The sequence below is a fragment of the Fodinibius salicampi genome, from assembly GCF_039545095.1.
GTDB lineage: Bacteria > Bacteroidota > Rhodothermia > Balneolales > Balneolaceae > Fodinibius > Fodinibius salicampi.
The window spans coordinates 1,452,926-1,467,184 of sequence record NZ_BAABRS010000001.1 but is presented as its reverse complement, the minus strand read 5'-3'; the positions used below and the strand labels follow the sequence as shown (position 1 = coordinate 1,467,184).

Genomic DNA, 14,259 nt, shown 5'->3' with positions numbered 1-14,259 from the left:
CATATATTGTGTGAGGTGTGCTGATCACAGGAAAGGGTCCGTTGATTCGGGCCCTTCCTTATTATTTAAATCTTAATATTGAGTTGATTTTCGGGATAGAAGAATGTACATTAATCGTATAATTACGATTTACAATTAAAGGATATGGCAATAACCAAAGCAAAGCTTTTTAAACCTTCACAAAAACGATCAGCCGAGCTGATGAAAGCACTTGCACATCCGGCCCGAATTGCTATAATTGAACTGTTGGCCGAACGTGAGACATGCATATGTGGCGATATCACTGATGCGCTTCCGTTGGCTCAGTCAACAGTTTCTCAGCATCTAAAAGCCTTAAAAAGAGCAGGAGTCATAAAAGGAGAAATTGATGGCGTGCGTACCTGTTACTGTCTTGATGAAAAGGGCATAGCAGAAATGGAAGAACTTTTGACACCACTTTTAACGAATTTAAAAACTGCAACTCAAGAAAATTGCTGCTGATATGAGTACAAAACAGAAAACTGCGGAAGAATTAAAGCAAGCCGTAAAAGAAAAATATAGTCAGATAAGCGAACAGTCATCGGAATATAACGCAAGTTCATGCTGCGGTTCGGGTGAAAGTTCTGACGAGGTGTACAATATTATGTCCGATGACTATAGTGAGGTCGAAGGATATAATGCCGATTCCGATTTGGGACTTGGATGTGGTTTGCCCACACAGTTTGCCAAAATTGAAGAGGGAGATACTGTAATTGATTTGGGATCCGGAGCCGGGAATGACTGTTTTATAGCGCGTCACGAAACCGGTCAGACGGGTAAAGTTATTGGTATTGATTTTGCAAAACCAATGATTAAGAAAGCCCGCAAAAATGCCAAAAAATTGAACTTTAATAATGTGGAGTTCCGGGAAGGTGATATTGAAGATATGCCCGTTTCAGATAACCTGGCTGATGTTATTGTCAGTAATTGTGTATTAAATCTTGTACCGAATAAACAAAAAGTATTTTCGGAAATTTTTCGTACGCTGAAGCCTAGCGGACATTTTAGCATTTCCGATATCGTACTGGTAGGAGAGTTGCCAAAGGCCTTGCGCGAAGACGCCGAGATGTATGCCGGTTGTGTGGCTGGAGCGATTCAGAAGGATGAATATATGAGTCATATTAAAGAACTGGGATTTGAGAATATTACCATTCAAAAAGAAAAGCCCATTGTAATACCGGATGATATTTTAACCCGATATTTATCTGAAGAAGAAATAGAGGGTTTTAAAAATGGCGATACCGGCATATTTAGTATTACTGTTTTTGCCCAAAAGCCGGGTGAGGAAACTGACTCTAAAAATTCAGAGCAAGAAATTAAAATGATAGAGGAAGGGGCTGTTTGTACACCGGGATCAGATTGCTGCTGATAAAAAGCCAATAAAGATTTTTCCACATTGCAGGGACGTATTGCAATACCTCCCTGCAATCCAATTGGAAACGAACAAATACTATCTAACGAAACTATAGTGTATTCTGAAATAGAAAATTACATCAGCAGTCTGGAAGAAAGCCTTGAAGAAATCGCGGCTCAACGAAAACAAAAGTTAAAGGATATAGCCGATTATATTCGATCAAAGAATTCAGTAAACTTAACCTTTATCTGCACGCATAATAGTCGTCGAAGCCATCTCTGCCAAATTTGGTCAGCAGTAATGGCAAAGTATTTTGACATCGATAATATAGAAACCTATTCGGGAGGCACTGAAGCAACGGCTTTTAATCCAAGAGCAGTGGCAGCGATAGAGCGGGCCGGATTTAAAATACAAGATCCCGAAGGAGAAAATCCTAGATATGAAGTATATTTCAGTGATGAAAACGAGCCGTTGATCTGCTTCTCTAAAACATTCGATGATTCATACAATCCCCAGAAAAATTTCGCGGCGGTTATGACCTGTTCCGATGCCGACGAAAACTGTCCGTTCGTACCGGGTGCGGAAAAACGATTCTCTATTCCGTATGTCGATCCCAAAGAGTCTGATGATACGCCGAGAGAAAAAGAGACCTACGATGAGCGATGCCGTCAAATCGCCACAGAGATGTATTACTTGATGTCAAAAGTATGAGTAATTGAGATAAAGATTTTTTCATGTTCATCCTGAACTTGTACTGCGAAGCCCTGACATGGTAGTCCTCATTTCAGGATATATACTCACAAACACCATAAAAGAATCAAACTTTGATTGCACAAATTTCTAAATGAGTACACCTGATCCAATGAAAAAAATGAACTTTCTTGATCGCTACCTAACTTTGTGGATTTTTGTAGCGATGGCTTTCGGAGTGGTGATCGGTTATTTAATTCCATCAACGCCTGAATTCATCAATTCCTTCAGCAGCGGATCTACCAATATTCCCATCGCTATTGGGCTGATTTTAATGATGTATCCACCGCTGGCCAAAGTGGATTATAAATTGTTGCCAAAGGTTTTTCAGGATGTCAAAGTCTTGAGTATTTCATTGATATAGAATTGGATTATAGGTCCGGCGCTGATGTTTAGTTTGGCATTAATTTTTCTGCACGATTATCCGGAATACATGGTGGGACTTATTTTGATCGGACTGGCACGTTGTATCGCTATGGTATTGGTATGGAATGACTTAGCAGAGGGAAGTAATGAATATGGAGCTGGTTTAGTAGCACTCAACAGCGTATTTCAGGTTTTTGCCTACAGTTTTTATGCTTGGATTTTTATTACCAAACTACCCCCGCTACTTGGATTCGAAGGAGCCATTGTCAATATTTTAATTTATACCGTCGCTGAAAGTGTGGCCTTCTATTTAGGGATTCCTTTCTTGGCCGGTATGCTCAGTCGCTTTGGATTGGTCCGTTTAAAAAGCAAAAAGTGGTATGAGGAAGTTTTTTTACCAACGATTTCACCGATGACGCTTATTGCACTACTGTTTACCATCGTGGTTATGTTCAGCCTCAAGGGAGAACTCATTGTCCAAATTCCAATGGATGTGGCTCGTATTGCCGTACCGCTGCTGATCTATTTTGTGGTGATGTTTTTCATTAGTTTTGCAGTGAGCAAAGTGATGGGAGCCGGATACGATAAAAATGCATCTATCTCATTTACAGCTGCCGGTAACAACTTTGAGTTGGCTATTGCCGTTGCAATAGCTGTATTTGGATTAAACAGCGGACAAGCTTTTGCTGGAGTAGTGGGCCCCTTGATTGAGGTTCCGGCCCTTATTGCACTGGTGAATGTTGCTTTCTGGTTAAAGAGAAAGTTTTACCAGTCTACTGTTGCAATAGATGCTTCCGGTTTATAGACTTAATAAAATAAAAATATCAGAAGTATAACTATTCTTTTCATATTTTTGGTATAAATGCCAAATGGTAATAATTTAGAGTTATTCTGATAAAATGGAACCATGGGCAATACAGATCCGTTTTATAAATTCGAAATTTAAACAATAAAACGGTATTAGCTTGGTTTTTGTAAAACGAAAAGCGCATTTTAATGCTGCTCACCGCTTACATAATCCAGATCGTTCGGATGAATGGAATCGTCAGACGTTTGGGAAGTGTAACCATGAGCACTGGCACGGCCATAATTATAATATTGAGGTTACAGTTGCCGGCCATATTAATGATGAAACTGGTTATGTAATCGATCTGTCAATATTAAGATCCATAATTCAAAAGAAGATTGTCGATAAATGCGATCACAAGAATTTGAATCTGGATGTACCGTTTTTGGATGATGTAATTCCATCGACTGAAAATTTAGCTAAGGCTTTTTTTGATGAACTAAAAGGTCCCATAGCAAATGAACTTGAGAATAACGGTTTCCTTTACAGTGTTTATTTACAAGAAACTGAACGAAATTCGGCTAAATATTGTCCGTATCTCTTAGGTAAACCTTTACCTGATTTGAAATAAATATTCTTCAACAGTAGCACGAACGAATGATATCTACAAAATTGAAGCGTTATTACGATCCAACATTTACTGTGTCTGACGACTATAAAGATAGCCTTCCGGACCTCCAAAATGGTCCGGCGTCACTCATCGAAGGCGCTGACGTACCTATTCAACAGGTAGGTATTTCTGATTTTAAGCTACCGTTAAAGTATCCGCGTCCCGATGGCGAGCTTATTACGCTCGAAACCTCGGTAGATGGATATGTAGGTTTGGAAGCGGGGAAAAAGGGCATCAATATGAGTCGCATTATGCGCTCTTTTTATAAATTTAAGGATGAGGTCTTCCATCCGGATAAGCTTCAGGAAGTTCTAGAGTGTTACCGGGAGGATTTGGACTCTCAATCCGCCTACCTGCGTCTGTCTTTTAATTATCCAATCATGCAGGAAAGCTTACGTTCCGGATTAGAAGGATATCAGTATTATCCTGTTTCTATAGAGGGAACCATGGGCAAAGATGGGAAATTTAGAAAGTTTATGCATCTGGATTTTGAATATAGCAGTGCCTGCCCATGCTCTTACGAGCTTTCGGAGCACGCCCGGGATAAACGTGGGGTTGCAACGGTACCACACAGTCAGCGAAGCTTAGCCAGCATGACCGTCGAACTGGATGATTCTCTTTTCGTGGAGGACTTGGTAGAACATTGTCGCGAAGCGTTGATGACGGAAACTCAGGTAATGGTCAAACGTGAAGATGAGCAGGCTTTTGCAGAGATGAATGGAGCTTTCCAAAAATTTGTAGAGGATGCTGCTCGGTTATTATATGAGCAGCTGAATGAACAGGATGAGATTGTTGACTTTGTAATCCGCTGTGTGCATATGGAGAGCCTGCACAGCCACGATGCGGTTAGTCGTATTTGTAAGGGCGTACCCAATGGTCTTCGGTAGGGTTTATTAATAGTTGATAATTTTAACTGTTGTGAAGTAACCTGAGTTCGAGATAAAGGATTAAAATAAATGGCTGTTTTAAGCGTCTATGCTTGAAACAAATATATGATAAGCGTGACGCTTATCAATAGCAGTAGGAAGTTATATAGCTCAAAAAAATGAAAAGGCCTAACCAAGATTCGATGGTCAGGCCTTTTTCTTATTTTAAGCTTTTATCTTATCGTTATTTTAAGGCCGAATTGATAAGTTTTTCCTGTTCAGCTTTATGAATTTTAACCTGTCCGGCAGCAGGAGAGGCGGAAGCCTGTCGTCCCACATAGCGTAAGGATTGATTATCCCGAAGTTGTTCTGTTATTCGGGGATTTACAAAGAACCAACCACCCATATTCTTTGGTTCCTCCTGGCACCAGACGATATCCTCTACATGTGCATATTCTTCCAGTATGTTTTCCAGATCTTTATCAGGAAAAGGATAGAACTGTTCCAAGCGTGTGATGGCTACATTTTCAATTTCCTCATCTTCTCGCTCTTTGTAGAGATCATAATATACCTTCCCAGAGCAAATAACCAGTCGATCAATCTTATCTTTATCTTCTACTTCGTGGTCCGGGATAAAAGGCTTGTAGACTCCTTTGGCCAGATCCTCAGTTTTTGAGGTAGCCAGTGGATGCCGTAGCAAGCTTTTCGGCGACATAATGATAAGAGGACGTTTATCCTCCTGCTTGGCTTGCTTACGGAGAATATGAAAATATTGTGCCGGTGTAGTCAGGTTCACAACCTGCATGTTATCCTCAGCACAGAGCTGCAGATAACGTTCAAGACGTGCGGAAGAGTGTTCCGGCCCCTGACCCTCATAACCATGGGGCAGTGTCATTACCAGGGAAGAATTTTGTCCCCATTTGGCCTCACTAGCCGAAATATATTGATCCACCGGAATTTGTGCCCCGTTGGCGAAGTCACCAAATTGGGCCTCCCAGATAACCAATGCATCCAACTCAGCCGCACTATAGCCGAACTCAAAACCTACACAGGCAAACTCACTCAACAGGCTGTTATATGGATAAAAAGGCGCTTGGTCATCGCTCAGATTATTGAGCGGAATAAATTCCTGATCGGTTTCCGTACCATGGAGTTTGGCATGCCGATGTGAAAAAGTGCCTCGTTCGGCATCCTGACCCGTCAGGCGTACCGTTGTGCCTTTCTTAAGGAGAGAGCCAAAGGCTAGTGCTTCAGCAAAACCCCAGTCAATTTTCTTTTCATTATTTTCTACAATTTCGGCGCGCTTCGCTAATTGTTTTAAAAGCTTGGGATTCGCGTCAAAATTTTTGGGAACGGTATTTAACTTAACCGCAATATCTTTAAGCTCATCTTCGGGATATGTTGTATCAGGGAATTCCGGCCAGTCCTCCTGCTTGGTTTCATGGCGCTCAATCATATCCTCGGTAACCTCGAGCGGAGAAGCGTTCTTGGCGTCCTCAAATGCTTCTCTCAACAGATCGTCAAATTCATCAAAGATTTCCTGAACTTCTTCTTCGGTCAGCTCTTCCTGCTTTAGAAGGTGCTTTGCATAGATATCACGTACAGGCGGATGATTATCGATCTCTTGGTACATACCCGGTTGTGTAAAGGCTGGTTCATCACCCTCATTATGACCATGCTTGCGGTAGCAAACCAGATCAATAATGACATCTTTACCAAATTTCTGCCGATATTCAAAAGCCATCTGCATAGCGTGAACAGCTTCTTCGGGGTTATCTCCATTTACATGAAAAATGGGAGCAAGGATCATTTTGGCCAGATCAGAAGCGTATTCGGTCGAACGGCCATCTTTTGGAAGGGTCGTAAAACCAATCTGGTTATTAATAATAATATGTACTGTACCCCCGGTCTGGTAGGCATCGAGCTGGGACATATTAAGCGTTTCGCTCACAACACCCTGGCCTGAAAATGCTGCGTCACCGTGTATAAGGATAGGAACAATGTGCTTGTTTGCAGATTCACTTTCATGATGGTCCTGAATTGCCCTTGTAGCTCCCTCAACAACCGGATTAACCGATTCGAGATGGCTTGGATTCGGCATCAGCTCGATATTGATTTCTTCATCTGCCTTCGTTTGATACGTTCCTTTCGAACCGAGATGATATTTGACGTCACCCGAACCCTGAATGCTGTCCGGATCAAGATTTCCCTCAAAGTCAGCAAATACCTTGCGGTAAGGCTTGTTCATTATATTTACGAGAATATTTAGACGTCCCCGATGGGCCATGCCCATGAACATTTTTTCAACCTGATCTTCACCGGCTTTTTCCAACATGTGGTGCATCATTGGAATAAGCGTGTCGGCGCCCTCCAGTGAAAATCTTTTATGACCAATATATTTTTTATGTAAAAACTGCTCAAACGCTTTGGCACGGTTGAGGTTGTGCAGGATCTCTTTTTTCTGCTCTTTGTCTAATTCCGGCGTATTAGTGGTAGATTCCATGCGCTCCCGCAACCACTGGCGTTCCTCCAGATCCAGAATATGCATGTATTCGGCCCCAATCTTACCACAATAGGTATCGCGGAGCAGGCGAACAATCTCACGAAGCGAGGCTTTTTCATTACCACCCAGTCCGCCACAATAAAATTCCCGGTCCAGATCCCACAGGGTAAGTCCATAATATTCAAGATCCAGCTCTGGACTATGACCCGGTTCATCGCTTAATGGATCGAGATCAGCGAGTACGTGTCCCCGTGTGCGATACATGTTAATGAGGCGCATAACAGCGATCGCCCGCTTATTCTGCTCAAGCGTAGCACCTTGCCCGTCCAGCTGACCTATATATTTATCTTCACCAAAGGGGAGGGGATCATAGGGAATTTCTAGATCTTCAAAAATTTGCTCATAAAAGTTTTCTTCCCCGTTGAGTAGACTATGCATCTTTTTAAGGAAAGAGCCCGATTCAGCTCCCTGAATAACCCGATGGTCATACGTAGAAGTGACCGTCATTACCTTACTGATGCCCAGTTTATTGAGCACCTTTTGGGACATCGACTGGTATTCGGCCGGATAGTCGATAGCTCCGGTGGCAATGATCGTTCCCTGTGTTTCCATAAGCCTTGGTACGGACTGTACGGTTCCGATCATTCCGGGATTTGTCAGTGTAAGGGTAGTTCCTTCAAAATCAGAAATTTGAAGATTGCCGTTTCGAACTTTGGCAATCAGGTTGTTATAGGCATTGAGAAATTCCTTGAAATCCATCTGGTCCACACCCTTAATATTTGGAACCAGCAGATTTCGGGAGCCGTCCTTATTTTCTACATCAACGGCCAGACCCAGATTAATCTGATCGGGAATAACTTTATAAGGATCCCCATCTTTACGGACGAAGGAGTTGTTCATATTCGGATACTCCTTCAGAGCCTGAACAATGGCCCATGCAATATAATGGGTGAAAGAGGACTTTTGCTCGTCGCGCTGCAGAAGGTGCCGGTTAATAATAGCCCGATCCTCAATAAGCATTTTCATGGGAAGCACGCGGACGGAGGTAGCCGTAGGTATATTAAGACTGTCATCCATATTTTCTACAATCTTGCTGGAAATCCCTTTTATTTTTTCCAGCGTAGCCCCCTTAGGAACGTCAGCGCTTTCTTCTTCCTTAGTATCTTTCTGTTTTTTCTCCTTAGCAGGAGCTTTAGGTTTGGATGGGGCAGAAGCGGGAGCACCATTATCTGCTTTTTTTGCTTCTTTTTTCAGTTCTTCCGCGGTGCCATCCTCATCAATATCATCAAAATATTGTTTCCAGTGAGCGGGAACAGAGGAGGGGTCCTCCTTATATTGATTAAAAAGTTCTTCAACAAGTGCGGAATTGGGACCAAAAACAGCTTCGAGCGACTTCAAAATGTGATCTTTTTGAGTAAGTTAAAAATTAGTAGCTAAAACGAGTTCAACTATTAAAATTGACAGATATTTTGGTTTCTCAGAACATACTACCAAGCCTAAAGTTAACCATTGTTATGGTAAAAAACAGTAAAGATGTAGATGCTTATTTATGTGTTTTGAGGAGTATTTTGGTGATGATAATTCGGTAGTCACACCCCGCTATATCTCCATAAATTCCCATTAAAGGGCATGTCTGTTTAAAACTGTTTATTTCCCAATGTGTTTGGCAATAGCCTATGCCCGTGTCCTTGCCGCCATGTATAGAAAAGTGCTAATTTGATTCAGAATGTTGTGCCTTGGTTGATCGGCTTCCATACCAACATAAAATTATATAAACCAGTTCAATATATCCTTTATTTAGATTTCCCCTTAACTTTGTAATCTTGTAACTCCTTTTCTGCCAACAAGTACAAATCGTTCTCCGATAAAATCACGGGATTCTATCATTCCCTTTCGCTTCGCTCTTTTTGTTTTCCAAGTTCTTGCATTCTATGTTATTTGGGATCCCAAATTCGTCCTCAAATAAACTTAAATAGATTACGAAATGGAGGATAAGGTAAGTTTTCTTTGACAGAAGGTTTTAGTATTACAAATACCCTCCCCGATTCTTATAAAAGATTTAATTTTGTAGTTTTTTGCTTTCCTTAAAACCTTAAAAGGATTTAATATGATAAAATCTGCACGAGGGTTAGGGGTGTTTAGTTTATGGATATTAAAAATGTAGATCTGTTCTTTAGTGAGAACCCAAATCCGATGTGGATATATGATCCTTCAGATCTGTCCATACAGGAAGTAAACCAATCGGCCGTTGAGCTATACGGGTATTCCCACAGTGAGATGTGCTCGATGACTATTGACCAGTTGCGTCCTGCCAGCGAAGTTGAAACGTTAAAGAAGCATCTAGGCAACGATAAGAAACCGGAGTTCAATAATGCAGGTCTGTGGCGCCATCAAAAGAAAAATGGGGATGATTTATTTGTTCGTGTATTAACCAGTCCTGTTTCTTACGAAGGGAATAACTATAAACTGGTCGTTGTCCAGGATGTGACCAGCAAGATAGATTATCAGCAAAAGTATGAAATGCTCTTTGAAAATAGCTTGGATGGCATAATGCTTACCGCTCCGAATGGTGATATCCTGCAAGCCAACAAAGCAGCTTGCAACATCCTTGGTATGACAGAACAGGAAATTACCCGTAAAGGTCGTGAAGGAATTGTCGCCAAAGATGAAAAGTTAGAGAAAGCGCTGGAACAACGGTCGGAAACGGGTAAATTTTCCGGTGAGCTTACCTATGTCCACAAATCATGACGCTATATACCTGGTGAGCTGACAACATCTGTTTTTACCAATTACAAAGGAGAACAACGGACCAGTTTAATATTCCGTGATGTAAGCGATCGTAAAGAGACGGAAAAGGCACTGCGCTATGAAAAAGAATTTAATGATATAACATTAAAAAGCTTGCCTGGCGTATTATTTGTATTAAATGAGCAAGGGGAAGTAATAAAATGGAACGCCCATTCTACAGACGTATTTGGATTAACAGATGGGGAGATTAGTAGACAACCTGCGGAAGCGTTTGTCCATGATGATGATAAGGAACTTATCCGCGAATCAATTGCTAACGTATTTGAAGAAGGACATGCGAGAGTTGAATTAAAACTATATACTGCTGGAGACAATACTGCTATTTATGATTTTATAGCAAATAAATTTCAGCAACATGACCAGACCTATATCGTTGGTTCCGGTGTTGATGTTACAAAACAGAAAAATTTAGAAAAAAAATGCAAGCTTCGTTGCATGAAGAACACTCGCAGCGCGTGCAAGCAGAAACAGGTCGGGACAAGCTTAAAGAGATGTTTGAAGAAGCCCCCCACTCCGAAGTGTTTACTGGAAGGTTCTGAAATGCGCTTTGTGATTGCCAACAAAGCGTATCGAGAAGTCGTGGGACAAGATAATGTTATTGGTAAACGGGTTATTGAGGTTAATACCAGAAGTCCAACAACAGGGATACATTGATTTATTGAACCAAGTCTATGATACAGGAGAACCCTATGTTGGACGTGGGGAGCCGATATATTTTGATAAAGCGAAAGAGGGAGCACAAAAGGAATACATATTTAACTTCATATATAAACCGCTGTTTGATGATAGTGGAGAGGTTTATGGGATTTTTGTTGAGGCGATAGACTTTAGTGAGCAGGTTGCCTACCAAGAAAAACTGGAGGAATCACTCAAAGAAAAAGAAACTTTGCTCCACGAAATCCATCATCGCGTTAAAAATAACTTGGCAATAGTGAGTGGTATGTTGGAGTTGCAAGCCTCGGAGAGTAAAGACCCGTAATTGCAAGATTCCTTGCGCATTGGCCAGCAGCGTATTCAGGCTATTGCTGCTATTCATGAGCTGCTGTACCAGTCGGATCGGTTGTCGCACCTTAATTTTGGGGAAACAGCAAGAAAAATCGCTAATAAGTTAAAGGATGTATACGGTAGCAAAAATAATATTTCACTTCGTCTGCAAATAGAGCCGATCAACCTTAATGTGAATCAAGCAATACCATGCGGTCTTATTTTAAATGAGCTTCTGACAAATGCGTACAAGCATGCTTTTAAAGATCGTAATGATGGGCAAATAGAAATTGGTCTCGGGGAAGAGCAAGGCCAGGTTTATTTAATCGTACATGATGACGGAGTCGGTTTGCCCAAAGAGGATTATTCTAACAATGCCTCAACAATTGGAATGACATTAGTGAATCTTTTACAACAACAGTTGGATGCTGAGTTAAATATTACAAACGGCGAGGGTACACATTGTCAGTTAACATTTGAAAAGGCTGAGGTGAAAGGTATCGGTAGTGCAGTAGTTGAATGAACAACAAATGATTAGCGGTCAATGCTAAGCGAACTCTATTGTATTAAGTACAATATAATATGGAAGACGGGAATATTGATATAATTTGAATAAAGGGTATAAGTAATAAGGCAATAACTTTATGAGCTTCTAAGATTGAAAAGTGTAACCGGAAAGTGGGCAGCTAATAAATATAAATTACTGTTTCAAAAGTCGATATTTCTTAAGAGTGAAAACTTAGCCTAACCTTTTTCATCTGGTATCTATGGTACCCCATTGGATGGATAGCAATCAAGAAAGGGCGTTGTGGTGGATAATAGCAGGCAATGATCCCTTTATGTGTATTTAGCAGATTCCAACTATACAGATAATAAATCTAAGAAAAGGCCAGCCGATTAAAGATGACCTTATATCTCATTAATTCAATGGCTATGTAAATACGTTTTATGGCGTAACCCTTACAAAAAAATTACTCCATGGATATATCCACGTTAATCTCTTTTTCGTCGAAGAGCATCTGATCGTCAAATTCATAGAGCAGCACCCACAGGATCTTGTCCGCATCATAGACCAGGTGAAAGTAGCGTTCCCCCTCGCAGCAGATCACGAAATGGACCTGCAGGCGCTCGCCTTTGCGTTGGGCGTAGGAGCGGCGCACGTCTGTAATGGTCAGTACTTCGCCTTTCTTGCGTTTCACGTAACGGGGCTGGATCCGTTTATGCTCCCATCCGCTGCGGGTGTGCTTGTCACTGTCTTTAAAGCTTCGAAAGACCGCATCGACATTAACCTTTTCTTTTAGGACGGTTTGCATTGGATAAGTTACTTTATTTACATATATATTTACATGTAATTTATAACAATCATCCTTTTATTTGCAATTATTTTTTTCATAACCAATGCATACAATTGACCCTGGAACATATAATCCTGACGAGGATGTCCACAAGATCACCGACTACCGGTGCGTGAGCCGAGACATGCAGCATACCTCCCTGAAGGAGCGGTACTACCTGCACCTGGATATGAACTGCTTCTATGCGCAGGTCGAACAGCAGTGTTTCAAGCTTCACGGGCTCCCGATCTACATCGGCGGATGGTACAAAGGCGAAAAGGGGATACCTCGCGGCATTGTAGCCACCTGCTCCTATGAGGCACGGGCACTGGGTATCAAGACGGCCATGAGTGCCTACGAGGCCGAACAGATCTGTCCGTATATCATTGGGCTGCAGGCCGACTACGAGAAGTATAAAGGGATCAGTGCTCTAATCGAAGATGTCCTTAATGACTTTGCCCCGACGGTCGAAAAGTACTCGATGGACGAGTACTTCCTGGACATTACTTTCCTGAAAGACAAATCCAGGGAAGAGATTACCCGCTATGGGCAAGCCCTGCGGGACATGATCTACCGGGAGATCGGGTTGGTATGTTCGGTTGGGATCTCCTACTCGAAGACCTACGCGAAGCTGGCCAGCGATATCAACAAACCCGATGGGCTAGCACTGGTGCTGGACCGGGAGGAGGCCGCAGAAATACTGGGGCCTCTGTCGCTGGATGAAGTCTGGGGGATCGGCCGCCAGCGATACGCCAAGCTCAAGGGCAAAGGCCTGCAAACCATTGCTGACGGAATCCAGCGGGGCTATCCGGTCTTCCAGGAGCTGTTCGGGGACTATTTTGGAAAAATCATGTATGAGATGGTCGCCGGCAAGGATAGGGCGAAGGTCCTGACCGAGCAGCTGGTCCCCAAAGAGCAGCTCAACTACATGCATACCTTTAGCACCCAATCGACCAGCGTGACGGAAATACGAGGGGAGCTGATGAAAGGCATCAACCGGCTGTGTTACCGGATGCGGGCCTACCGATTACGGGCCCGGAAGTATTTCTGCTACCTTCGGATCCAGCACCGCCAGCATAAAGGCGTTAGTTTTCGGTTCACGACCGACGGGTACACCAATATTGACGGATATATCCACCACGAGTGCATGCGTAAAGCGCGGCCGCGCATCAACGGTCTGCTGAAGGGCGGCTATGCGTTGCGGGGCATTGGCATCGGGACGGTGAGCGTGGACCATTCGGGGCAGCAGGAACTGTTTTTTTCCGAAGATCCGGGCCAACGGCAATTCTGCATGGTTCAGGATGCCATTAACAACAAGCATGGGGCTAACACCATCACCAAAGCATCAATAATGGATAAGGTCCCGGGGAAAACGCATTTTCTGGATAGAAGTTAATCGAATCTAACATGCCGATAATTATGCGTGGAGGATATACGCTAAAAGATAAACGGGGAGGCTTCGTAAGAAGCCATGTATAAGATACCCTGCTGTCGCCTAAAAACGGCTCGCTTAAATGCCATACTGGTCGTTTCTTAGGCTGAAGCTGATCAGCTATTCAATGCCCCTGCCTCTATTTCTATAAGGCAGGGGCATATTTTTTTACTCCCTACCTCATGTACTTCTAACTCCATACCGACTGTACTTACTACTCCGGTCGCACTGTACTTACCGGTACATACCGACTGTACTTTTAAGTACAGTCGGATGGGAGCTGCTGAATAACTGGCAGAATGGAGGCATCAATAAGTAAGCGTTGTGACGGCTATCCCGGCGGGGATTTTTTTGGCCATCGGCAGGTCTTCTTTTTCCAAAACGTCT

11 protein-coding genes and 2 pseudogenes are annotated in these 14,259 nt (G+C 42.5%); 11 read left to right on the top strand and 2 right to left on the bottom strand.

What is annotated here, in order from left to right:
* Nucleotides 1-144 precede the first annotated feature (144 nt).
* From ABEB05_RS06100 to folE2, 6 genes and pseudogenes are all read left to right on the top strand, one after another.
* The gene (locus tag ABEB05_RS06100) at nucleotides 145-480 is read left to right on the top strand and encodes an ArsR/SmtB family transcription factor (RefSeq protein ID WP_265788445.1); all 336 of its coding nucleotides are present in this window, start codon (nucleotides 145-147) and stop codon (nucleotides 478-480) included.
* Nucleotide 481: 1 nt separating this feature from the next.
* Nucleotides 482-1,387, top strand: coding sequence for an arsenite methyltransferase (locus tag ABEB05_RS06095; protein WP_265788444.1), 906 nt, complete (start codon nucleotides 482-484; stop codon nucleotides 1,385-1,387).
* Nucleotides 1,388-1,486: 99 nt separating this feature from the next.
* On the top strand, nucleotides 1,487-2,083 hold the full coding sequence (locus ABEB05_RS06090; protein WP_265788442.1) for a low molecular weight phosphatase family protein: 597 nt from the start codon (nucleotides 1,487-1,489) through the stop codon (nucleotides 2,081-2,083).
* Between the two features lie 151 nt (nucleotides 2,084-2,234).
* A pseudogene (gene arsB, locus ABEB05_RS06085) lies at nucleotides 2,235-3,293 on the top strand (ACR3 family arsenite efflux transporter).
* Between the two features lie 160 nt (nucleotides 3,294-3,453).
* Nucleotides 3,454-3,906 carry a 6-pyruvoyl trahydropterin synthase family protein gene (locus ABEB05_RS06080; protein WP_265788440.1) on the top strand — a complete coding sequence of 151 codons (453 nt, stop codon included), beginning with the start codon at nucleotides 3,454-3,456 and terminating at the stop codon, nucleotides 3,904-3,906.
* Nucleotides 3,907-3,932: 26 nt separating this feature from the next.
* Nucleotides 3,933-4,832: a GTP cyclohydrolase FolE2 gene (gene folE2, locus ABEB05_RS06075; protein WP_265788438.1), complete on the top strand. Its 900-nt coding sequence runs from the start codon at nucleotides 3,933-3,935 to the stop codon at nucleotides 4,830-4,832.
* Between the two features lie 223 nt (nucleotides 4,833-5,055).
* On the opposite strand, the gene ABEB05_RS06070 is transcribed toward folE2, so the two are convergent.
* Nucleotides 5,056-8,712 carry a multifunctional oxoglutarate decarboxylase/oxoglutarate dehydrogenase thiamine pyrophosphate-binding subunit/dihydrolipoyllysine-residue succinyltransferase subunit gene (locus tag ABEB05_RS06070; protein WP_265788436.1) on the bottom strand — a complete coding sequence of 1,219 codons (3,657 nt, stop codon included), beginning with the start codon at nucleotides 8,710-8,712 and terminating at the stop codon, nucleotides 5,056-5,058.
* Between the two features lie 747 nt (nucleotides 8,713-9,459).
* On the opposite strand from ABEB05_RS06070, the gene ABEB05_RS06065 reads away from it, so the two are divergent.
* The 4 genes and pseudogenes from ABEB05_RS06065 (at nucleotide 9,460) to ABEB05_RS06050 (ending at nucleotide 11,629) form a co-directional block, all read left to right on the top strand.
* Nucleotides 9,460-10,062: a PAS domain-containing protein gene (locus tag ABEB05_RS06065; RefSeq protein ID WP_265788433.1), complete on the top strand. Its 603-nt coding sequence runs from the start codon at nucleotides 9,460-9,462 to the stop codon at nucleotides 10,060-10,062.
* Nucleotides 10,063-10,215: 153 nt separating this feature from the next.
* Nucleotides 10,216-10,776, top strand: coding sequence for a PAS domain-containing protein (locus tag ABEB05_RS06060; RefSeq protein WP_265788431.1), 561 nt, complete (start codon nucleotides 10,216-10,218; stop codon nucleotides 10,774-10,776).
* Nucleotides 10,715-11,233: pseudogene (locus ABEB05_RS06055) on the top strand (sensor histidine kinase); the annotation flags it as partial. The gene ABEB05_RS06060 and the pseudogene ABEB05_RS06055, both read left to right, overlap by 62 nt.
* Nucleotides 11,234-11,299: 66 nt before the next feature.
* Nucleotides 11,300-11,629, top strand: coding sequence for a sensor histidine kinase (locus ABEB05_RS06050; RefSeq protein ID WP_265789043.1), 330 nt, complete (start codon nucleotides 11,300-11,302; stop codon nucleotides 11,627-11,629).
* Between the two features lie 448 nt (nucleotides 11,630-12,077).
* On the opposite strand, the gene ABEB05_RS06045 is transcribed toward ABEB05_RS06050, so the two are convergent.
* The gene (locus tag ABEB05_RS06045; RefSeq protein WP_265788429.1) at nucleotides 12,078-12,419 is read right to left on the bottom strand and encodes a hypothetical protein; all 342 of its coding nucleotides are present in this window, start codon (nucleotides 12,417-12,419) and stop codon (nucleotides 12,078-12,080) included.
* A gap of 85 nt (nucleotides 12,420-12,504) precedes the next feature.
* On the opposite strand from ABEB05_RS06045, the gene ABEB05_RS06040 reads away from it, so the two are divergent.
* Nucleotides 12,505-13,836 carry a DNA polymerase Y family protein gene (locus ABEB05_RS06040; RefSeq protein WP_265788427.1) on the top strand — a complete coding sequence of 444 codons (1,332 nt, stop codon included), beginning with the start codon at nucleotides 12,505-12,507 and terminating at the stop codon, nucleotides 13,834-13,836.
* The last annotated feature ends 423 nt before the right edge of the window (nucleotides 13,837-14,259 follow it).

Excerpts from the sequence above, each read along its gene's own strand:
- ABEB05_RS06045 (WP_265788429.1), bottom strand. The coding sequence starts at position 12,419 with ATGCAAACCGTCCTAAAAGAAAAGGTTAATGTCGATGCGGTCTTTCGA.
- ABEB05_RS06100 (WP_265788445.1), top strand. The coding sequence starts at position 145 with ATGGCAATAACCAAAGCAAAGCTTTTTAAACCTTCACAAAAACGATCA.
- ABEB05_RS06065 (WP_265788433.1), top strand. The coding sequence starts at position 9,460 with ATGGATATTAAAAATGTAGATCTGTTCTTTAGTGAGAACCCAAATCCG.
- ABEB05_RS06040 (WP_265788427.1), top strand. The coding sequence starts at position 12,505 with ATGCATACAATTGACCCTGGAACATATAATCCTGACGAGGATGTCCAC.
- folE2 (WP_265788438.1), top strand. The coding sequence starts at position 3,933 with ATGATATCTACAAAATTGAAGCGTTATTACGATCCAACATTTACTGTG.
- ABEB05_RS06095 (WP_265788444.1), top strand. The coding sequence starts at position 482 with ATGAGTACAAAACAGAAAACTGCGGAAGAATTAAAGCAAGCCGTAAAA.